The organism is Roseivirga echinicomitans (genome assembly GCF_001592935.1).
GTDB lineage: Bacteria > Bacteroidota > Bacteroidia > Cytophagales > Cyclobacteriaceae > Roseivirga > Roseivirga echinicomitans.
Genome location: NZ_LRDB01000001.1, coordinates 194,665 through 215,267, shown reverse-complemented (window position 1 = coordinate 215,267; position 20,603 = coordinate 194,665). Strand labels below are relative to the sequence as shown.

The 20,603-nt window shown below is 39.7% G+C and carries 20 protein-coding genes and 1 riboswitch; of the genes, 16 read left to right on the top strand and 4 right to left on the bottom strand.

All coding sequences use genetic code 11. The features are described from left to right. The first annotated feature begins 80 nt into the window (after nt 1–80). Entirely contained in the window at nt 81–1,100 is a 1,020-nt protein-coding gene (locus tag AWN68_RS00995) for a hypothetical protein (protein ID WP_157716018.1), read from the top strand. Nucleotides 1,101–1,112: 12 nt separating this feature from the next. Here AWN68_RS00995 and rpiB read toward each other — a convergent pair whose 3' ends face one another. The 4 genes from rpiB to AWN68_RS00975 all read right to left on the bottom strand — a co-directional run bounded on the left by rpiB (nt 1,113) and on the right by AWN68_RS00975 (nt 4,183). Beyond that, nucleotides 1,113–1,544: a ribose 5-phosphate isomerase B gene (gene rpiB / locus AWN68_RS00990; protein ID WP_172796016.1), complete on the bottom strand. Its 432-nt coding sequence runs from the start codon at nt 1,542–1,544 to the stop codon at nt 1,113–1,115. 1 nt (nt 1,545) lies between these two features. Then, on the bottom strand, nt 1,546–2,364 hold the full coding sequence (tatC, locus tag AWN68_RS00985) for a twin-arginine translocase subunit TatC (protein ID WP_068410176.1): 819 nt from the start codon (nt 2,362–2,364) through the stop codon (nt 1,546–1,548). Between the two features lie 4 nt (nt 2,365–2,368). Continuing rightward, nucleotides 2,369–3,643, bottom strand: a complete 1,275-nt coding sequence (locus tag AWN68_RS00980; protein ID WP_068410173.1) for a serine hydroxymethyltransferase — start codon at nt 3,641–3,643, stop codon at nt 2,369–2,371. A 96-nt stretch (nt 3,644–3,739) separates the two neighbouring features. After that, the gene (locus tag AWN68_RS00975) at nt 3,740–4,183 is read right to left on the bottom strand and encodes a response regulator (protein ID WP_068410172.1); all 444 of its coding nucleotides are present in this window, start codon (nt 4,181–4,183) and stop codon (nt 3,740–3,742) included. 300 nt (nt 4,184–4,483) lie between these two features. On the opposite strand from AWN68_RS00975, the gene AWN68_RS00965 reads away from it, so the two are divergent. From AWN68_RS00965 to AWN68_RS00900, 15 genes are all read left to right on the top strand, one after another. Beyond that, the gene (locus AWN68_RS00965; RefSeq protein ID WP_068410167.1) at nt 4,484–5,023 is read left to right on the top strand and encodes an RNA polymerase sigma factor; all 540 of its coding nucleotides are present in this window, start codon (nt 4,484–4,486) and stop codon (nt 5,021–5,023) included. Nucleotides 5,024–5,029: 6 nt separating this feature from the next. Next, nucleotides 5,030–6,058: a tetratricopeptide repeat protein gene (locus AWN68_RS00960; RefSeq protein WP_068410164.1), complete on the top strand. Its 1,029-nt coding sequence runs from the start codon at nt 5,030–5,032 to the stop codon at nt 6,056–6,058. Between the two features lie 409 nt (nt 6,059–6,467). Further along, entirely contained in the window at nt 6,468–7,118 is a 651-nt protein-coding gene (locus AWN68_RS00955) for an AlbA family DNA-binding domain-containing protein (RefSeq protein WP_068411431.1), read from the top strand. 60 nt (nt 7,119–7,178) lie between these two features. Further along, a complete protein-coding gene (locus AWN68_RS00950) occupies nt 7,179–7,724 on the top strand; it encodes a lipid-binding SYLF domain-containing protein (protein WP_068410162.1) in 546 nt (181 codons plus the stop codon). A gap of 127 nt (nt 7,725–7,851) precedes the next feature. Further along, nucleotides 7,852–8,763, top strand: coding sequence for a CPBP family glutamic-type intramembrane protease (locus AWN68_RS00945; RefSeq protein WP_157716017.1), 912 nt, complete (start codon nt 7,852–7,854; stop codon nt 8,761–8,763). 105 nt (nt 8,764–8,868) lie between these two features. Beyond that, nucleotides 8,869–10,596 (top strand): DUF885 family protein, encoded by a 1,728-nt coding sequence (locus AWN68_RS00940; protein WP_068410158.1) that lies wholly within the window; start codon nt 8,869–8,871, stop codon nt 10,594–10,596. 112 nt (nt 10,597–10,708) lie between these two features. Beyond that, nucleotides 10,709–11,368, top strand: a complete 660-nt coding sequence (locus AWN68_RS00935; protein WP_084362712.1) for an FKBP-type peptidyl-prolyl cis-trans isomerase — start codon at nt 10,709–10,711, stop codon at nt 11,366–11,368. A 119-nt stretch (nt 11,369–11,487) separates the two neighbouring features. Further along, a riboswitch (cobalamin riboswitch) is annotated at nt 11,488–11,685 on the top strand. A gap of 27 nt (nt 11,686–11,712) precedes the next feature. Then, nucleotides 11,713–12,906 carry an ABC transporter substrate-binding protein gene (locus AWN68_RS18695; protein WP_084362745.1) on the top strand — a complete coding sequence of 398 codons (1,194 nt, stop codon included), beginning with the start codon at nt 11,713–11,715 and terminating at the stop codon, nt 12,904–12,906. A gap of 20 nt (nt 12,907–12,926) precedes the next feature. Continuing rightward, entirely contained in the window at nt 12,927–13,985 is a 1,059-nt protein-coding gene (locus AWN68_RS00930) for a FecCD family ABC transporter permease (protein ID WP_068410156.1), read from the top strand. Nucleotides 13,986–13,992: 7 nt separating this feature from the next. Further along, the gene (locus AWN68_RS00925) at nt 13,993–15,003 is read left to right on the top strand and encodes an ABC transporter ATP-binding protein (protein ID WP_089082085.1); all 1,011 of its coding nucleotides are present in this window, start codon (nt 13,993–13,995) and stop codon (nt 15,001–15,003) included. After that, on the top strand, nt 15,000–16,880 hold the full coding sequence (locus AWN68_RS00920) for a TonB-dependent receptor plug domain-containing protein (protein ID WP_068410151.1): 1,881 nt from the start codon (nt 15,000–15,002) through the stop codon (nt 16,878–16,880). Before AWN68_RS00925 ends, AWN68_RS00920 begins: the two co-directional genes overlap by 4 nt. Before the next feature lie 4 nt (nt 16,881–16,884). Beyond that, nucleotides 16,885–17,562, top strand: a complete 678-nt coding sequence (locus AWN68_RS00915) for a Dph6-related ATP pyrophosphatase (RefSeq protein ID WP_068410148.1) — start codon at nt 16,885–16,887, stop codon at nt 17,560–17,562. A 19-nt stretch (nt 17,563–17,581) separates the two neighbouring features. After that, a complete protein-coding gene (locus AWN68_RS00910; RefSeq protein WP_068410146.1) occupies nt 17,582–18,274 on the top strand; it encodes a Dph6-related ATP pyrophosphatase in 693 nt (230 codons plus the stop codon). An 88-nt stretch (nt 18,275–18,362) separates the two neighbouring features. Then, the gene (locus AWN68_RS00905; protein WP_245657913.1) at nt 18,363–19,142 is read left to right on the top strand and encodes a DUF547 domain-containing protein; all 780 of its coding nucleotides are present in this window, start codon (nt 18,363–18,365) and stop codon (nt 19,140–19,142) included. A 167-nt stretch (nt 19,143–19,309) separates the two neighbouring features. Beyond that, nucleotides 19,310–20,584: a serine hydrolase domain-containing protein gene (locus AWN68_RS00900; protein ID WP_068410144.1), complete on the top strand. Its 1,275-nt coding sequence runs from the start codon at nt 19,310–19,312 to the stop codon at nt 20,582–20,584. Nucleotides 20,585–20,603 lie beyond the last annotated feature (19 nt).

Genomic DNA, 20,603 nt, shown 5'->3' with positions numbered 1-20,603 from the left:
GCCATTTTTTTGGCTTATTTTAGCAACTCATTGTAACAACATTCAAATTGCTTCGATTCTTCAGAAAAAACGATCCTTACTTGCTATTGTTTATAGCTGCCTTTTTGATCATAACTAGGGTCATTTTGCTCATTATGGGCTTAGAGGAGTCTACTATTCTGAATAGCTCATACTTGCTGGGTTCTGCTTTAAACGAAAACCCAGGGGCGATAATATCCAACTCCATCTCAGCTGGCCCATTGTATGTCTTTTTTTACGGACTACTTACATTTTTATTTAATAGTTCCATGTTGGTGTCAGTTGTGGTGTCAGCCATACTTGTTTTTATACAAGCGCTGATTTTTAACTCAACACTTCAAAAGAATGGAGCTTTTGAAGAAAACACTTATTTACCAGGTATACTTTACGTCTTGATATTAAGCTCAAATCAAGAGTTTTTGTTCTTGAGTCCAGCGTTAATGGCAAATACCTTTTTACTTTTAGCTACGGATAAAATCCTTGTTCATCTAAAGTTTAGGGGGTCAGAAGAGAATATTCTTACTACTGGGTTCTTATTGGGCTTGGGCGCTTTATGCTATGCTCCGTACTTTATTTTCTTGATTTTTGCCATTGTTATTTACATCATCTATTCGGGGACTTTGGTCAGAAGGTATTTCTTAATGACATATGGCTTTGTTTTTAGTTTTCTGATCTTCTGGATCTATTATTTATACTTTGGGAATGGAGGAGCTTTTTTGGGAGATTACTTTTCAGATCTGTTTCAGATAAATGAAATGGACAGTGGAGTAATTAATGAACTGTTGTTGATTTTTGGTTTGCCTTTATTTCTGAGTGTATTATCAGGAGCTCAAAACTTTCAAGGGGTGGGGTTAATAAACCATCAAATTTTGATACAAAGAATGATGTTATGGATGTTGATCTTCGCTTTGGTGATTCTCCGATTGGACAATCAGTTGACGCTATTGACAGCAGAAACCATAATTATCCCCTTGACTTTTTTCTCCACTCAGTTTTTACTGACTAGAGGAAAACGTTGGGTTGCGGAAATTGTATTTTTTCTTCTGGTTGTTTCTTCGGTCACTTTTCTCTTCACTCCTTGATTATGGGGTGAACTAGCAATTAATTTTATCGACTCTTTTTTGGTGTCTGCCTCCCTCAAAGTCGGTTTCAAGAAATACTTTTGCCATTTCTTTTGCAGTCCCTAAATCCACAAACCTAGCGGGGATACAAATAACATTTGCATTATTGTGTTGGCGTGCCAAAGAAGCCAATTCTGTATTCCAAGTCAAGGCAGCTCTGATTCCCTGATGCTTATTGGCGGTCATACACACACCATTTCCACTTCCGCAAATGGCAATTCCCAAGCTCAGTTCACCTGCTTCTATTTTGGAAGCCATTGGGTGGATGTAATCAGGGTAGTCTACCGAATCCGTTGAATTAGGGCCAAAGTCCGTCACATTAAATCCTAAACCTTCTAAATAAGGTATGATTTCGCTTTTATATTCATAACCTGCGTGGTCTCCACCAATTCCTATATTCTTCATTTTATTGATTTTTTTGACTTTTCTTTTCTACTCTTCTCGAGACTATTATACTTATCTCGTAAAGTACTATAATTGGTAAAGCAATTAAAACCTGACTCATTACATCAGGTGGTGTAAGTATTGCTGATAGTATAAGTATAACCACTAAAGCATGTTTTCTATACCTTTTCATTAATGCCGGTGTAACTAAACCTGCCTTAGATAGAAAATAAGATACTACGGGCAGTTGAAACATAAAACCACAAGCCAAAGTGAGCATCGTCAACATTCCAACAATCGACTTAATGTCGATATCGTTTTTGATCAGGTCGGATAGACTATAATTGGCTAGAAAATTTATAGAAAGTGGAGTGATGATGAAGTAACCAAAAGACACCCCTAGAATAAAAAGGAAGGATACAACCAAAACGGCTCCTCGAGAGGCATTTTTTTCCGTACTCTTCAATCCTGGCTTAATGAACCTCCAAAGCTCCCAAAACACGTAGGGAAAGCCCAATATCAAACCAATAACCGCTGAAGACATTATATCCATCATAAATTGCCCTGCCATTTCTCTATTCTGAAAAGAAATGGGAATGGTATCGATGCATAACTGAGGGGAGCCAATCACTTCTCCTAGCTCACAGAGCTTTCTATAAGTCCAAAAGTCAGGCTGAGTAGGGCCTAAAATAACAGTACCCCAAACAAAATCAGTTGATAGGTAGGCTAAGAGAGCGAAAACGAAAATGGCAATCACGGATCGCACTAAGTGCCATCTTAACTCTTCAAGATGATCTAAAAAGCCCATCTCGGTTTTATCATTTAACTGATCTAGTGCCAATTAATTAAACCTGAAAAAGTGGATAATCTCGCATCCATGAATTAACATTAGCGCGAATTGAATTAAGTTTTGAATCATTGTCATGGCTCATAAGTGCCTGATCAATCATTTCAACGATTCGTTCCATATCTGATTCAATTAAACCTCGTGATGTAATTGCAGCGGTCCCAATTCTCATCCCAGATGTTACAAATGGAGACTTGTCATCGAAGGGAACCATGTTTTTATTGATCGTGATGTCTGCCTTTCCTAATGTAGCTTCGGCTATTTTTCCGGTAAGTCCTTTACTTCTGAGGTCGATCAACATCATGTGATTATCAGTTCCTCCAGAAATAATCTTATAACCGGATTCCATAAATGCTTTTGCCATTACATGGGCATTTTTCTTCACTTGAAGAATGTATTCCATGTATTGATCACTTAATGCTTCTCCAAAAGAAACGGCTTTGGCGGCAATTACATGCTCCAATGGCCCGCCCTGTGTGCCAGGAAAAACACCAGAATCAAGTAGTTGAGACATCATTCTAGGTTCACCTTTTGGAGTTTTTAAACCCCAAGGGTTCTCGAAATCTTCACCCATCATGATTAAACCGCCTCTTGGTCCCCTAAGCGTTTTATGTGTGGTGGTGGTAACGATATGACAATGCTCTAATGGGTCGTTTAGAATTCCTCTAGCAATTAAGCCAGAAGGGTGAGAAATGTCAGCCAAAAGGAGAGCTCCAATTTTGTCAGCGATTTCGCGTAGACGTTCATAATTCCAATCTCTACTGTAAGCAGATGCACCACAAATAATCATTTGCGGTCTTTGCTCTAGAGCAATGGTCTCTACTTTATCCCAATCAATCAATCCAGTTTCTTGCTCAACCCCATAAAAAGATGGTTGGTATAACTTACCTGAAAAGTTTACTGGTGAACCATGGGTAAGATGACCCCCGTGGGATAAGTCAAAGCCTAAAATTTTGTCTCCAGCTTTTAAGCATGCGAGCATTACAGCAGCATTAGCTTGTGCACCTGAGTGTGGTTGTACATTGGCCCATTCAGCTCCAAATAATTCTTTAATTCTTGAAATCGCCAATGACTCTACTTCATCTACAACCTCACAGCCACCATAGTATCTCTTGCCAGGTAGTCCTTCTGCGTATTTATTCGTAAGCACCGAACCCATGGCTTCCATGACTTGATCAGATACATAGTTTTCCGAAGCTATTAATTCAAGCCCTTCGGTTTGCCTGTGACGTTCCTTTTTAATAAGATCGAAAATGAGTTGGTCTCTTTGCATGGCAATGGGTGTAGTTTTTGCCAAAAATAGGGTAACAAGTTCTAATTACCAACCAAGGTAGTCTTGCAAATGAATATAAAAAAAGAAAGGAGGGTCTTATTTTTGAACACCAACAACTTCTAAAATGGTGTCTATTACCTGAATGTGTGTGAATGGTTTTCCTATATAACCACTCATTCCGCAATCTTCGATTTCAAGTTTAACATCATTGTAATTATAAGTAGTATATGCCAATATCGGAATTGGGTTGTTCTTGAATTTTTCTGTTTCTCTAATTAGCTTAGTAGCGGCAAAACCATCTATACTTGGCATATGCAAATCCATTAAAATTAATTGTATTGGATTGGACTTGAAAACCACTAAAGATTCTTTTGCACTAAGGCATTTGAAAGAAGTGCCCCCGAATTTGGCTAGAGTCTTGTCTGCAACGGTTAGATTAATAGGATTATCGTCAACTACCAGGATGTTGATACCTTCTAGTAATTTCCAATCAGACTGATTTACAATAAACGAAGGCTCATTGGAAAATCGGTCCTCCATCAAATGAATCTTATCGTCTATTAAATAGTATGATGTCCCTTTCAATTGCAAAATGTCTCTTTATAGCTTTAATGATTTCATGTGGCAAATGTCACCCTCGAAAAACCATTAATTTTATATTTTCAAAAAAAATCACTTTAAAATCGAAAAAAGTTATAGTCCTTAGGGATGATATACAGAAATCAACGGTAGGTTATTTGCCTATTTTTGGTCTAAAAGGATGGGGTTTTTCAAAAAAAATAAAAAAAATCACTTTACAAGGGTGACCTTTGGGGTTCTTAATCATTAATAAGAGAAGGCATGAGCGAAAGCAGTCTTATTGTGAGACTAAAACGTGGTGATCAGCAAGCACTTGAACAGATTTATTCTGACTATAGGCAAAGCTTTATTGCGTATATCACAAACACTCATAATTGTTCGCAAGATCAAGCTGTTGATATCTATCAATATGCTATTTTGTCTTTCTATGAAAATGTCGTAGATGGAAGTTTTGAGGAAATGAATGCTGCTGGGATTAAGACGTATCTTTATTCCATTGGAAAGAATAAGTTGCTTGGTGATTTGAGGAAGAAGACCAAAATCACTTTTCAAGGCAAGTTTAATGATGATGACCTTATAGTTGATGACGATGATTTCGAAGTCAATAAAATCGAAAAGTATGACAAAGTCAAAGAAATTATAAGTTCAATAGGAGATCCTTGTAAGCGAATTTTAGAGTTATTCTATTTCAACAAGCTTTCCACTGATGAGATTGCCGAAATAATGGGGTATAGTAGCGGTAATACCGTAAAAAATTTGAAATACAAGTGTATTCAAAGAATAAAGAAACTGATAGAATAAATTCCTATGAAAGAGAATTTAGATTTGATTGATGCTTACTTGAATGGCAATCTCGAAACCAACGAGATGCTAGACTTTGATGATAGATTAAAGAGTGACCCTGAATTTCAGTTGGAATTTCAAGAAGCAAAACTCATTAAAAATATTTTGAGAGAAGAAGTAAAACTTAAAGTACTTCAATCTTTAAAAAACCAAGAAGCCTCAATTGAAAAAAGTCAAACAATTAAAACCCACACCACTATGAAAAAATACATTTCGATTGCAGCTACTCTGCTTTTGATAGTGTCACTGAGTTACTTTGGTCTCTTTAGCGGTACATCAGAAGTTAATGGAGCTAAAATTTTCGGACAGTACTATGAGGCGTATACAAATATTGCATCGGGTATTGAAAGAGGGACTGCTGTTGACCTTACAAATTTGAAAAACAGAGCTTACTATGCTTATGATTTAGGTAACTATGAAGAGGCAGAAAGAGGGCTTGCTCAATTGGTCGAAACCGATAAGAGTGCTGACAACTATTTTTATTTAGGTATTGCTCATATTGAGACAGGAGATACTGAAGCTGCTAAAAATGATTTAAACATCGTTCTTAATAATTACTCAAAATATGCCGAACAAGCACAATGGTATTTGGCACTTACTCTTTTGAAAGATGGAGCAACCGATGAAGCATTATCTAACCTTGTTGATCTAAGTGTTAAAGGAGATTCTTATAAAGAGAAGAGTCTTGAGATACTTATGGAGAAGTTTGGGTTAAAAAGTTTGGGTGAGACTAATCCCGTTATAGTAGTTGAAACTACTACGAGGCCGGAAAGTGATGAGTCTGGAGGCTTGGGTACTAATGTTCCTGATGGTTCATTTGTTGATCAGCGTCAAGTACAGTTTGGTGAAGTTTTGAATCCAAATAACGGTGAACAATATCGTTTCTTTAATGATAGACCAATAAGAGATCTTAGAGAAGGAGATATGATTGAATGTATCGTTTTAACCAAAGGGAGAAAAGGTCGTAAGGGTTACGCGTTCTTATTAGGATAAATTAGAATTCCATATACACACATATACACACACTTTAAAACGTCTCAATTCATTTTGAGACGTTTTTTGTTTTTATGAGCTTTTCGTTTTCTGTCATGAATTGAAGCAAGCTTGGTTATACAAGCCGATTCACCAGATATAGAGAAATACGCCCTACCTGACTCTTCTTTTAGGTATTTTATAACTGCCATAAATACTCATGGAGTTTGCCTTTTTAGCAAATAAATGAGAATCCATAACTATTTCAAAACCTTCAGAATTCTTTCAGCCTTTGTCTGTGTATCAAATGAATAAGAATTACAAATTGAATATTCTTGTTCTAAATTTGAAGTGTAATTAAAAAGGAGGTTTCTTTTTTCTCTTGACTGGAAAAACAAATGGAGAGAAGAAACAATATTATTTACTAAGTATGGAAAACTGGAGTATCCGAAGGTTAAACGTGCTCACCAAAAACGGAGAAGGTATTCATCTTGAGTTTAAGAAGAAGGCCAATTTTCCAGAAAAAATAGCAAAAGAACTCGTGGCTTTTGCTAATACTCAAGGAGGAGTACTTCTACTGGGGGTAGATGATGACGGTACTATTTCGGGTACCCGTAATATAGAAGGTGAAGTATTTGTGCTGGAGCAAACCATTGAAAATTTAATTTGGCCAAAACTCAATTACGATTTGCAGATTATTAAACTTAATGAAAAAAAAGGAATTGCTGTTTTTGAAATTCAAAAAGGTGAGAAGCTACCTTTACAGCTAAAAGAGAATATTGATGCCAAATCTGGAAAGGCTTATGTTAGGGCTGGTGATCAAAGCCTTCAAGCGACTAAGGAGATGCGAGAAATTTTAAAAAGGCGGGTGAAAGCAAAAGACACGCAGTTTACTTTTGGTGAAAAGGAAAGAGCGTTAATGGAGCTTTTAGAGAATAACCAAACCGTTACTCTTATTGAATATGCTAAGGCAGCGAACTTATCGAAATTTATAGCTTCCCGAACATTGATAAAATTGGTGCTTGCAAATGTTTTGGAAATAGAACCCGAGGAAAGGGAGGATTTATATTTCAGAAAATAGAGGTTTTTGAAAATTTGGAACCACAATTGATCAATAGAGAGCGACAAAACGGATAGTATTATGAGAGTTAAAAGTCTAATAGCAGCATTTTTAGTTTTAGTTGTATTCTTTTCAAATCAGGCAATGGCCCAGAAAAAGGAAAAGTATGACGTGAAAAAGGCACAGAAAACCATCACGCAATTCAAGAAAATAGACAGTGGTTTAGACAGTTTCTTTGAAAACTCATTCGGTTATGCCGTATTCCCCTCTATTGGAAAAGGAGCCATAGGTATTGGGGGCGCTGCTGGAAAAGGGGTTGTTTATAAGCAAGGCGATATGATTGGTGGATCCAATATGACTCAAATCACTGTCGGCTTCCAGTTGGGAGGACAAGAATACAGTGAGATCATTTTCTTCGAGGACGCAGACAGCTTCAACCGATTTATCAATAATAAATACCAATTTGCTGCCCAGGTTTCTGCCGTAGCGTTAAAGTCTGGAATATCCGCAGATGCAAGCTACACCGATGGAGTAGCGGTTTTCACCCAAGCCAAAGGCGGGTTAATGTATGAGGCTTCTATTGGAGGACAAAAATTTAAGTTCGTTTCAGAGAACGAAATGAAGTAGTACTTGACTAAAAATACCTGAAGTTATTGAAAGGTTTACCCAAGAAGGGTAAGCCTTTTTTATTACCCTGATGTAAGGTAGCCTTTATAATCTTTTTCATTTACTTTAGTAGATTAACTCTACAATATTGATATATAAAATATTTTTCCAGCGGAATTTCAATTGGGCATTGAAGCTAGGTGTCCTCTCATTAATTATAGGATTCATAATTCTTTTCATTTCAGCGGAGGATATTACTCCTGAAGATTTTGGTGGGTTGAGCTTTGAGCTGATCTTTTTTATGGCTGTATTTATCGCGCCACTTCTTGAGGAAATAACTTTTCGAGGGCAGCACGCCTTAAACAGAAATACTAGAATCGTTAGTCTTATTGCCATCATTCTAGTGACGATTAGTCAGTATTCCGAGTGGCTCAATTTCACCTTAGGCTTAGCCTTGATTATGGTCATTCTTTTAGCGAGAACTGAGCGTCTAAGTCGTGATAAGTTTTTACCTGCCTATATTATTATCAACTCAATAATGTTCGCTTTAGTCCATTTAAGTGAAGGTGAATTTGGGTTGAATATTGACACTTTCCTTGTCCTTATACAATTAGGCGCAGGCCTTATTTTTAACTGGATTTGCTTAAACTTTAAACTTCGTAATGCCATTTACTTTCATATGAGCTGGAATTTCATATTGTTTAGCATTTTGTTTTTCGCTCTTCAATTTCCTTTTGGTAAAAAAGTAGTTAAGGAAACGGAACATGGTATACTCAGTTATGAGCAGGTACCTTTTTATGATGGTAAGCCAAATAGAATCCAGATGAATAGTACGGAGGTAACTCTTGAAGGTCAGGGTATTGATGCGTTATTTAGATATTTGGAATTGGCTTACAAAGGCAAAAGTGCTGACGATTTTTTAATTAATGGACCATTTTTTAGATTCAACTTGAGTTATACCTCTAAACATGATACAATCTTTTACCAAGATTTCTTTGAGGTTTTACAAAACGAAGAGTTGATTAGATCAGCCAAGAAGTCTGAAAGCAGTTTAAAATAGCTATGGGCAAACCATTCATCAAGCCAACTGACAATCAAAGAAACTTCACTGATGAACTTTGGTTTTCTCTTCTATTTTTACCTTTTGATTAAACTCGTTCTACAAATGAAAAAGCTATCAAAGTTATTTTTTATTGCTTGCCTATTTTTAATATTTGGGCACTTGACTATTGCTCAACAGCCCGATAATCAATCAGGGGTTACAGAATTGTACGACTTCTCAGTAAATCTAAGGGCTGATTATGGGAGCCTTTCTCGCTTCTATTCTATTGAAAACTCCCCCGAAAGGAGACAACGATTTGAAAGCTTTTTTAAAGATCAACTCTCAAAACTCGAGAAATTTAATTTCAATAAGCTGTCAACGGGTGGTCAGGTGGACTACTTACTTCAGAAGCGATATATAGACGAAAATCTGTTTGAGTTATCTGTAGAAGAGAAGGAAGTAAACCAGTTGAAGAGGTGGGTCAGTCCTGCCGAATCTCTTTATGAACTGGAAAGGAAACGAAGAAGAGGATTGCACCTGGACAGTGAAAAAGTTGCAGCCGACTTGAATGACATCGCCAAAAAACTAAAAGTGGCCACTACTGAATTGAAAAAAGAGAACCCCACTTTTTCTAGAGAACTAACCAGAAGAGCAGAAAGAACAATTCGTGGACAAAAGCGGGCCCTCAATAGCGTTTATGACTTCTATAAAGGATACGATCCGCAGTTTACTTGGTGGGTAACCAAACCTTACGAAGTACTAGATAAAGCTTTGGACGATTATTCAAAAGTATTGAGTGCGCAAGTCGATAAATCTACATTACCAAAAGATGATGGCAGTGGAATTATAGGAAACCCGATTGGAAGAGAGGAACTCATTAGACAGATGAAGTACGAAATGATTCCTTATTCGCCAGAGCAATTGGTAGAGATTGCCGACAAAGAATTTGCGTGGGCCGATGCGGAATTGTTGAAAGCCTCGAGAGAAATGGGTTTTGGTGATGATTGGAGAGCAGCGCAAGAAAAGGTAAAAATGTCTTTCGTACCTGAAGGCCACCAACCAGAAGCGATGCTGAAACTGTATAATGAGTCAGTGGACTTCTTGAAAAAGAACAACCTGCTTACCATTCCCCCAATTGCAGAAGAAACTTGGAGGATGTCTATGATCTCACCAGCGAGACAATTGATTAGCCCTTTCTTTCTGGGTGGAGAAACCCTTCAAATTTCTTATCCAACGGACGATATGAATCATGAAGACAAGTTGATGAGCATGCGAGGCAACAATCCACATTTTTCTCGTGCTACAGTGCATCATGAATTAATCGCGGGTCATCATCTTCAGGGTTTTATGAACAATCGAAATAAGGAATACCGTTCATATGGCACTCCTTTTTGGACAGAAGGTTGGGCCTTATACTGGGAGCTTTTACTCTGGGACATGGACTTTCCGCAGTCGCCAGAAGACCGCATAGGAATGTTATTCTGGAGAATGCACCGTTCGGCTCGAATCATCTTTTCACTAAACTATCACTTAGGTAAATGGACTCCTCAGCAGTGTATTGACTTCTTGGTGGATAGAGTGGGGCATGAACGCGCAAATGCTGAAGGAGAAGTGAGACGTTCTTTTGAAGGTAACTACGGGCCACTATACCAATTGGCCTACATGACGGGCGGCCTTCAATTTTATGAGCTTAAAAAGGAGTTAGTGGATAGTGGTAAAATGACGATTAAAGAGTTTCACGATGCCGTTTTAAAAGAGAACAGCATGCCTGTGGAAATGGTACGTGCCATACTGACCAACCAACGCTTAAAAAAGGACTTCGAAAGTAGCTGGATGTTCTACAATAAATAATTCTCAAGCGGAAAATCAACTTTGAACCAATTCTTGAAGGAGTTGAGGTCTAGATTATTAAACGTGTATTTAATTTTTACCTTTGCGCCTGACTTTAAAAAACTAAACGATTATGAAAAACATACTTTCTATTGGGTTGGTAGTTATTTTGGCCACCGCGATTGGATGCAGCAATGACAATACTTCTACTGCACAAATGAAAACACAACAAGATAGCCTCAGTTATGCTTATGGTGTTCAGATTGCAGAAATGCTGAAGCAGCAGAACAAAACTTTAGACGCTGACATGGTAGCTGCGGCTGTAAAAGAGGCTTTGTCTGATACTGCTCAGATGACTTTAGACCAATCTCAAGAGATCCTTATTGCCGATCAACAAAGAGCAATGGAAGGGGCAAAAGAAGAAGGTGAACTGTTTTTAGCTGAAAATGCAACGAAGCCAGGTGTACAAACTACAGCCAGCGGCTTGCAATACAAGGTTATGCAAGAAGGAGCGGGAGCATCTCCAAAGGCAGAAGATACAGTGACAATACACTATACAGGTAAGCTTTTGGATGGTACGATATTCGATAGTTCTATTGGTGGCGAACCACTTACCTATCCCGTAAATCAATTTATTGCTGGATGGATCGAAGGTCTTCAACTGATGAAAATTGGTGGTAAAGTAGAGTTGTATATTCCATCTAATTTAGCCTATGGCGAAAGTGGTATTAGCGGTGCAATTCCTCCAAATGCTGCTTTAATCTTCGAAATTGAATTACTTGAGATTAAGTAATTCTAAAAAGAATTAAGATTTTGAAAGCCTTTTCGATGATTCGGGAAGGCTTTCTTGTTTTATAAGGATCGAAATGAATATTTCTACCTTCATTTCCCCAATCAAAATTTTATTCTCTACATTTGCGCTACCGCAAGGGTTTCCTGAAAGCTTCGGTTTTCAGAATTAAAAGGGAATCGGGTGTAAATCCCGGACAGTCCCAGCTGCTGTAATCCTATAAAAAAGTGTACTGCACTTTGCCACTGTTTCCAAGTTCGAAACGGGAAGGCGCAATACACTAGGAGAGTCAGAAGACCTGCCATTGCAAAGTTCAACTAAACCACCCTCTGAGGAAGGGCTATAGCATGAAAAAAACTGACAAACGCAATGCGCATCGCTGGGCGGTATATACCCTGCTGTGTTTCTTAATGGTTGGCTTTTCAGCCTGCCAATCCAATTCCAAAAATCAATCTGATTTTCTAGATTTTGATCCCAAAAAGGATTATTTCCTAGAGAAGATCTCGATCGATCATTCCATTGGTTTTGATGTTGAATACCACAACAACTACAAAACTCTCCACCTTTTTAGGCACTACAATGAAGTAGCAGATACCGTGAGTTTTTTGTTAGTTCAAAAAGGAACCCCAGCTCCGGAGGGCGTTGATTTGCCTGTGATTACTGTACCTATTCAGAAAGCAGTTTCATTGTCTACCACACATTTGGGTATGTTCGAATTGCTCGATGCGCTTGGTGAACTCAAGGGAATAGAGAGAAAGCAGTATGTGAGCAGCCTAAAGGTCATCAGCATGGTAGACTCTGGTGAGATCATAGAAGTAGAGCCTGCAGGGACGTTAAATGTAGAAACCATTATCGAAATGGGCCCCGATGTCGTTTTAGGCGTAGGCTATCCTAACTCACAAAACGAATCTTTTCAACAACTTCAACGCTTAAACATTCCCGTAGTACTGAATGCCGATTGGCAAGAGGTTGACCTATTGGGGCGTGCCGAATGGGTGAAACTTTTGGCCGTTTTATTGAATAAAGAAAATCTGGTAAACGATAAATTCAGCGCCATTGAAGCCGAGTTTCAGAGCGTTTTAGACTTGATTGCCGAGAAAGCAACAGACGCACCACTGACCATCACAGGCATCGCTCAAGGCGATGCGTGGCAGGTCTCTGGCGGAAAAAGCTTTGCTTACAATGTGCTAAGGGTTGCGAAGGCCGATTACCCTTGGAAAGAGGATAACTCTACTGGCAGCATCAAGCTAAGTTTTGAAGCCGTATATGAAATAGGTTTGAAAGCCGATTTCTGGGTGGCACCTGGTGGCGCAAGCACTTTGCAGAACATTAGAGAAAGAGACCCGCGTTATATGGATTTCAAATCCTATAAAAACGGAACTATCTATAATGTCTTTGGTCGAAATACCGAAGGCGGTGGCAACGACTATTACGAAACTGGTGTAATAGAACCGCACATTGTTTTGAAGGACGTGGTGAAAATCTTCCACCCCGAACTTCTCCCCGATCACCAATTGGTGTACTACAATCAGCTGAAGTAAGCTATTAAATCCCTTCTATTATGAATGCAATCACTCAAGGAAAACGCCTTAGAGCGAAGTCGTTGACCCTGTTGGGCTTAATGCTTATCGTTCTTTTCTTGCTCGACATCGGTTTGGGTTCGGTTCGAATTCCTGTAAGCGATGTGATCAAAACACTTTTAGGGCAACAAATCGATAATAGTGGCTGGCAAGGGATTATTCTGAAAATCAGACTACCTAGAGCAGTCACCGCAATTTTGGCGGGGGCAGCACTGTCATTAGGCGGCCTGCAAATGCAAACACTTTTCAGAAACCCACTCGCTGGACCTTCAGTATTGGGAATTACTGCGGGGGCTAGTTTGGGTGTGGCTGCCGTTATGTTGGCCGCAGGCACGGTTACTACCACCTTTTCAATTCGTGAATTGGGGGTAGACGGAAGCTGGTTGATTATCATCGCTTCCACATTAGGTGCCGCCACGGTGCTTATGCTTATTCTGGGTATTTCTTTCAAAATCAGAGACAACGTAGTCATGCTTATTGTCGGTCTGATGGTGGCGAATATCACCATTGCTGTCGTGAGCATTTGGCAGTTCTTTAGCGATCCCGAACAAATCCAGGAATATATTTTATGGACATTCGGCAGCTTAGGAGGAGTAACCAACGAACAACTTGGAGCCTTGGCCATCATTGTACTCACAGGTGTTATCCTCACTTTCTTCCTTTCTAAAACATTAAATGCGCTGCTTTTGGGTGAAGATTACGCCCAAAGCATGGGGCTGAATGTAAAATGGGCACGAGTGGCCATTATTGCTACGACCAGTATTTTGGCAGGCGCCATCACGGGCTTCTGTGGGCCAATTGGTTTCGTGGGCATAGCTGTGCCACACCTTTCGCGCAGCTTTTTAAATACTTCCGACCACCGCACTTTGGTGCCTACTTGTACGCTCGTAGGCGGGATTCTGATGCTCGTTTGTGACATTATTTCGCAAGTACCAGGTAGCCAAACGGTATTGCCGATTAATGCCATTACGGCCCTCATCGGTTCGCCTATTGTCATCTGGATCATTGTTAAACGCAAGAACCTAAAAGCTTCTTTTTAAAAGTAGAATGATGAAAGAGACAAGAACGATACTCAACACCACAAACCTTACGGTAGGCTACAAGGACAAAAAAGGGGTGAAACCTGTTTTATCCAACCTTAACCTCAGTTTGGAAAAGGGGAAACTTACCTGCTTGCTTGGCACCAATGGCGCTGGTAAATCTACTTTGATGCGAACCATAGGAGGCATTCAAAAACCATTGGAGGGAGAAGTTTTCATGCAAGGGAAACCGATCCGATCCATCGATGCGAAATCCCTTTCAAAGCAACTGAGCTTGGTACTTACCGATAGAATTGCTCCTGGAAATTTAACGGTTTATGCTTTAGTCTCTTTAGGTCGTTTCCCATACACCAGCTGGCTGGGGACCTTAAGTCAGAAAGACAAGGACATCATTTTTTTGGCCATGGAAGCCACTGGCATTCTTGAATTTGCCAACAAACACATAGGCGAATTGAGCGATGGCGAGCGACAGAAAGTAATGATTGCCCGAACGCTGGCCCAAGATACGGAGGTGATATTTTTGGATGAACCGACCGCTCATTTAGACTTGCCTAATCGCATGGAAATCTTTCATCTACTGCGTGCATTAGCAGTTGACTCGGACAAGGCCATTTTACTCACCACGCATGAATTGGATATGGCTTTGGCCAATGCCGATCATTTATGGCTCATCAATCAAAATCAAACCATCGATTCAGGATTGCCTGAAGATTTGGTATTGAACGGACTGCTAGAGGAAGCTTTCCAAAGAGATCAACTTCAATTCGATTACGAACTGGGAACATTTAAAAGGACTTCAACCCAGAAGAAAATAAAGATCAAACTAGAGGGTGATTCCATTTTAAAGCGATGGACGAGAAGTGCTTTGGAAAGGGCGGGTTACGAAGTAACCCCTGACGCTTCCGATATAGAAATTAGAATTTCAGGTAACCTGAAAGCACCGCTTTGGCACCTGAATTACAACGATACTACCTATAAAACTATTCAAGAATTATTAATTCAATTAAACAATCAATGAGAACCATTTTTAGAAAATTAAGCATTGCTTCACTGGCAATTTTGACCGCTTCATTTAATCTTTTTGCTCAAGAGGAGGGGCAAGTAAGAGACCTTGGTCGTGTTGTAGTGACGGGCAATAAGTTTGAAACACCCATTGAAAAATCAGGCAAAGTGATCTATAAAATTACTGCCGATGAAATTAGAAACTCGCCAGGAAGAACGGTGGCCGATCTTTTGAATCAGCTTCCAGGAGTCAATATTGACGGGGCTTTTGGAACTCCAGGAACGAACCTAGATTATAATATTCGAGGAGGAAGGAATGCCCATACTTTGATTTTGATTGATGGCTTGCCAATCAACGATCCTTCAGGCATCGCCATGGATTATGACTTGAGATTGCTCAATGCACAAGCCGTTGAATACATCGAAGTATTGAAAGGTGCAGCGAGTACTTTGTACGGAACAGGGGCTGCGGCTGGTGTAATCAATATTAAAATGAAAGCACCAACTTCTGAGCTGCCAAAAGTGACTTTGTCACAGTCAATTGGCTCATTTAGTACTTCAAACACCAATGCTGATGTGCAAGGAAAAACTGGGAAACTCAGTTATTTAGTGGCTGGAGCTTTTGCCATCAGCGAAGGAATCTCAGCGGCACAAGACAACGATCCTGCCACCGATTTCGGCAACGATGGTTTTTACCGTTACTCTGGAAGAACAAAATTTGCATACGACTTTTCGGAGGCCTTTAACTTAGGCGCAAATTTTTCATACGAGAAATTAAGATCAGATTACGATGATGGTGCTTTTGCTGATGCTGATAATGAATTTACTTTGAAGCAAACGAGCTTTGGCTTGAACCCAAAGTTTAAATACAACAAAGGAAACTTACAGTTGAAGTTCAACCATAATCAAATCAAGAGAGATTTCGTTTCGGCTTACCCTTCAAAAAGTGAAGGTGAAAATACACAAGCCGATTTGACCAATGAGTACATATTTAGTAATCGAATAAAAACCATTGTTGGGGTACATTATCAGGGGTATAAGTTTGTTGCTGGTGATGACGAGCCAGATGCGACCAATATTGATCCCTACTTCAATTTGGCTGTGGATGCAACCGATGCGCTCACCTTAAACGCAGGGGCTAGGCTTAATATAAATAGCGAATACGGTTCAAATTTCGTCTACAGCCTTAACCCTTCTTACTTATTGAACCTCGGTGGTGAAAGCAAATTGAAGGCTTTCGGCTCGTATTCAACAGCATTCATTTCGCCTAGTTTATACCAATTGTTTGCACCTTTCTACGGAAATACGGCATTGGAGCCACAAGAAATGCAGTCGACCGAATTTGGTCTGTCGCTTTATCTTGGCAGTAACTTTACCGTAAATGCAGAATACTTTACGCGTAAAGAAGAAAATGCAATCGATTTTGTGTCTCGATTCGACAATACAGGAAACTATGTGGGTGGAGGTTACGATAACGTAACTGGAACAAGAGAAATACAAGGGTTTGAAATTGATTTCCAGTGGCAAATTATTGAGCCGCTTTCTATCAGTGGACATTTGGCGTCTTATCAATTCGGTAACCCAGCTCAATTTTACAGAATCCCCGACTTGAAATTTGGCTTCAATACCAACTATGCCATTACTTCAAACACGAATGTAGCGGTAAACTACACGCGCTTTGGCGAACGGGAAGCTGCTATTTTCTCAGATCCATATTTGGTGAAGCTTGAAGCCTATAACATGGTTGATCTGTCGTTTTCACACAAGGTATTCGATGGAGCAGTCATCTTTTCAGGAACCATCAACAACTTATTAGACGAAGATTTTGTAGGCGTTTATGGCTTTACAACTCGTCCGGCTAACTTTACGATTGGTGTAACTGGTACCTTCTAAGGATTTGAAAAGTGCCAAACCAAATCATAGCTGTTCTTTTCTTTGCTCTTGGAGTGGAGGAAAGGACAGCTATTTGGCTTTTTATAGGGCGCTCCAAAGGGAGGCAAAACCCACAGTGCTTTTCAATGTAATGAATGAGTTGGGTGATAAGTCGCGGTCGCACGGAATTCCGAGAGAAGTACTTATGGCCCAAGCCGAATGCATTGGTTTGCCCATTGAGTTTATAGAAAGCACATGGGAAGACTATGAAGTCAACTACATAGAAAAGCTAAACCAGCTTAAAACAGAATACCAGTTCAGTCATACCGTTTTTGGCGATATCGATATTCAGTCGCACAGAGATTGGGAAGAGAAGGTTTCGGAAGCAGCAGGGCTAAAAGCCCTTTTACCGCTTTGGCAAGAAGACAGAGAAGCCTTGGTTTTTGAAATGTTGGAGCTGGGGGTTAAAGCCTTGGTAGTTTCATGCAGAACGGAGTTCGCACCCAACATTTTAGGAAAAGTGATTGATGAAGAACTCATCCAAGTTTTTCAGAATTTAGAAATTGACATTTGTGGTGAAAATGGTGAATACCATACATTAGTAATTGATGGACCAGCGCATAAAAAACCATTATTGATTGATAGCTTTGAAATTCAGTCGAATAAAGGCTATTCATTTTTAGACATTAGGAAGTCAAACTGAGCACAGAATCGGGGCTAATATGAGGAAAAAGGCAATTTTCAATTGGAGCGGAGGCAAAGACAGTGCTTTGGCTTTACATTATGTGCTTCAAGGAAATGTGTTTGAAGTAATGACATTGATGACCAGTGTTAATGCCGAATTGGAAAGAATTTCCATGCATGGAGTACACAAAGATCTTTTGAAACGTCAAGTGGAAGCCATTGGCCTTCCCTTATCAATTCTGTCTATTCCCGGTGAAGTAACGATGCCAGAATACGATCGCTTAATGTCAGAGAAAATGGAAGGCTTTAAAGCCCAAGGCATAACGCACTCCATCTTCGGGGATATTTTTCTGGAAGACTTAAAGGAATATAGAGAAAAGAGGTTGGCTGAAGTGGGGCTTAAAGGGCACTTTCCGCTTTGGAAAAGGAACACAGCTGGCTTAGTAAGAGAGTTCATCGACTTGGGTTTTAAAACCATGCTCGTTTCGGTAGACGGAAGTAAGCTCGATCAATCGTTTGCAGGCCAAATCATAGACCATGACTTGCTCAAGGAGCTTCCGAGCAATGTTGACCCCTGCGGAGAAAATGGAGAGTTCCACAGCTTTGTTTTTGATGGACCAATCTTTAGCCATCCAGTGGCATTCGAAAAGGGAGAGGTTGTGCCAAAAGAATACACTTTGTCTAGCCAAACACAAGACAAAGTAACCTACTGGTTTCAAGACTTGCTTTAGTAAATCTTTTTAATGACCTGAAATAGCCTTTAGCTGACAATGCCCACATTTTAAAATGAACAGCTAAGGCCTTACCTTGGTTAACTTGATGATGAAAAGATCAATTAACATTTCAGTCTTCTTTCTCTTCTTAGCGCTGACTTCCTGTACTAATGAAAAAGCCACGGTGGTGGGGGATGGCCCTGCACCGAGCCACGGGACCTGGGATGAACTCCTAAAGGAGTATGTGAACGAAGATGGCTTTATCGACTACAAAGGCATTATTTCGGAAAGAGTGAAGTTCGAAAGCTATCTTGATTTGCTCAGCAATAATGCTCCTGCCAATAGTTGGAGTGAAAATGAAAAACTGGCTTACTGGATCAATGTCTACAATGCCTTCACTGTAAAACTGATTATCGACAATTACCCTTTAACGAGTATCAAAGACCTGAATCCAACATTGAGTATTCCAACAGTAAACACCGTTTGGACGAAAGAATGGTTTAAAATTGGAGGTGAAAATTTTAGCCTTGATCGGGTGGAGCATAAAATTTTGAGAGATGAGTTTGAGGAACCAAGAATCCATTTTGCGATTAATTGTGCTTCCTTTTCTTGTCCAGTTTTAAGGGCTGAAGCTTTTAAAGCCGAAAAAATCGAAGCACAATTAACTGAGCAAGCCAGGTTATTCATCAACGATCCTCAGCGAAACAAAATCACCGAAAACGCAGTAGAACTGTCCAAAATTTTTAGCTGGTTTGGTGGTGATTTTAAGAAAGGACAAACCTTAATTCAGTTCCTAAATAAGTATTCAGAAGTGAAAATTAGCGATAATGCAGAGGTTGATTTTATGGATTATCAGTGGAGTCTAAATGATGCTTCGAAAAAGTAGTTCGACCTAACTTTAAACCTCTTTCGATTTATTTCGTCTGAATAATGCGATTATCAGAGCAAAAAAGAGGCTCATTTAGGACTTAGTCAAAGAGACTGTCCTTTGCTCTTTACGTTTAACTCTAGTTTTCTTATAATTGCTACTTGTAAAGGGTCGTTACTTAATATATGCAGCAAAAAGGCAAAGCTATTTTTTTAATTCTTACCGTGGGTATACTTATATCTCTGCTCTCATTAGCCCCCTCGGAAACAGAAATCCCTAACGATCTAAAACCCGCAAAACGGACACTTACCAATAAAGATTCTGATAATCCTGCTTTAGCGCCTATTGATAAAATGGCACAACGGATCGTCACTAGTCTGAAGCTAGAAGGAGCAACAGTAGCGGTGGTGAAAAACGAAAAATTGGTATACGCTAAGGGCTTTGGCTATGCCGACAAAGACAATAAAATACCTGTTGAACCTTCTCATCTTTTCCGAATCGGGAGCGTTTCAAAATTAGTAACAGCAACGGCCATCTTAAAAATGGTAGATGATGGGAAAATTGGCTTAGACGATTTCGTCTTTGGAGATAACGGCATTCTAAAAGGAGCCAAGTACAAAGGAATTACCAACCGCAATGTGTATAAAATAAAGGTCAAACACCTGCTTAACCATACCGCTGGATGGAGTTTGATTACCTATGGTGACCCCATGTTTATTCCTGCTAAAATTCATAAAATGGATAAGGCGGCTTATCCCATAGATTTTGACGAAGTCATCAGTTTTGTAATTACACGCCATCTGCCATATACACCCGGTACGCATTACAATTATTCCAATTTTGGCTATTGCTTGTTAGGAAGAATCATAGAAGAAAAAACGGGCGAAAGTTATGAAGATTGGATTCAGAAGAATATTCTCAAACCCAATGGGATCACCCACATGAAAATTGCCGGGAATTTTGAAAGTGACCGACTCAAGAACGAAGTAAAATATTATGACTATAGCCCAGACAATAAGCAATTGGCCTATACTGGTTCTGGCAAGATGGTAGATAAACCTTATGGTGCTGATGATGTGAAGATGCTTGCTCCTGCGGGCGGCTGGGTGGCCAACTCGGTAGACATGATGCGTCTGTTGGTGATGGTAGATGGTTATTCTAAACGCTATAAAGATATTTTAAGCAAAGACTCTATGGACAAAATGATCAAGGGAGTTGGAGGCGTAAATCAGCCATTGGGCTGGCGTAGTGTAAGTGGTGAGCACTGGTGGCGCACCGGCACCCTTTCAGGCACATCAGCCTTACTTACCCGCGACCTGAATGGAGTTTCATGGGTAGTGATCTCAAACACTACACCGCGCAGAGGTAGCTTTTGGAGCACCAGCCGTTGGGCCATGCGCGAATCTTTCAAGCAAATCAAGAACTGGCCCAGCACAGATTTGTTTGAGGTAAGCGAGTAGGGGTATTTTTCCAATTCAA

What these genes read in the sequence shown, in the direction of transcription:
- rpiB (WP_172796016.1), bottom strand. Translation starts at nt 1,544, where the DNA reads ATGAAGAATATAGGAATTGGTGGAGACCACGCAGGTTATGAATATAAA.
- AWN68_RS00980 (WP_068410173.1), bottom strand. Translation starts at nt 3,643, where the DNA reads ATGCAAAGAGACCAACTCATTTTCGATCTTATTAAAAAGGAACGTCAC.
- AWN68_RS00975 (WP_068410172.1), bottom strand. Translation starts at nt 4,183, where the DNA reads ATGGAGGACCGATTTTCCAATGAGCCTTCGTTTATTGTAAATCAGTCT.
- AWN68_RS00965 (WP_068410167.1), top strand. Translation starts at nt 4,484, where the DNA reads ATGAGCGAAAGCAGTCTTATTGTGAGACTAAAACGTGGTGATCAGCAA.
- AWN68_RS00960 (WP_068410164.1), top strand. Translation starts at nt 5,030, where the DNA reads ATGAAAGAGAATTTAGATTTGATTGATGCTTACTTGAATGGCAATCTC.
- AWN68_RS00955 (WP_068411431.1), top strand. Translation starts at nt 6,468, where the DNA reads ATGGAAAACTGGAGTATCCGAAGGTTAAACGTGCTCACCAAAAACGGA.
- AWN68_RS00950 (WP_068410162.1), top strand. Translation starts at nt 7,179, where the DNA reads ATGAGAGTTAAAAGTCTAATAGCAGCATTTTTAGTTTTAGTTGTATTC.
- AWN68_RS00940 (WP_068410158.1), top strand. Translation starts at nt 8,869, where the DNA reads ATGAAAAAGCTATCAAAGTTATTTTTTATTGCTTGCCTATTTTTAATA.
- AWN68_RS00935 (WP_084362712.1), top strand. Translation starts at nt 10,709, where the DNA reads ATGAAAAACATACTTTCTATTGGGTTGGTAGTTATTTTGGCCACCGCG.
- AWN68_RS18695 (WP_084362745.1), top strand. Translation starts at nt 11,713, where the DNA reads ATGAAAAAAACTGACAAACGCAATGCGCATCGCTGGGCGGTATATACC.
- AWN68_RS00930 (WP_068410156.1), top strand. Translation starts at nt 12,927, where the DNA reads ATGAATGCAATCACTCAAGGAAAACGCCTTAGAGCGAAGTCGTTGACC.
- AWN68_RS00925 (WP_089082085.1), top strand. Translation starts at nt 13,993, where the DNA reads ATGATGAAAGAGACAAGAACGATACTCAACACCACAAACCTTACGGTA.
- AWN68_RS00920 (WP_068410151.1), top strand. Translation starts at nt 15,000, where the DNA reads ATGAGAACCATTTTTAGAAAATTAAGCATTGCTTCACTGGCAATTTTG.
- AWN68_RS00910 (WP_068410146.1), top strand. Translation starts at nt 17,582, where the DNA reads ATGAGGAAAAAGGCAATTTTCAATTGGAGCGGAGGCAAAGACAGTGCT.
- AWN68_RS00905 (WP_245657913.1), top strand. Translation starts at nt 18,363, where the DNA reads ATGATGAAAAGATCAATTAACATTTCAGTCTTCTTTCTCTTCTTAGCG.
- AWN68_RS00900 (WP_068410144.1), top strand. Translation starts at nt 19,310, where the DNA reads ATGCAGCAAAAAGGCAAAGCTATTTTTTTAATTCTTACCGTGGGTATA.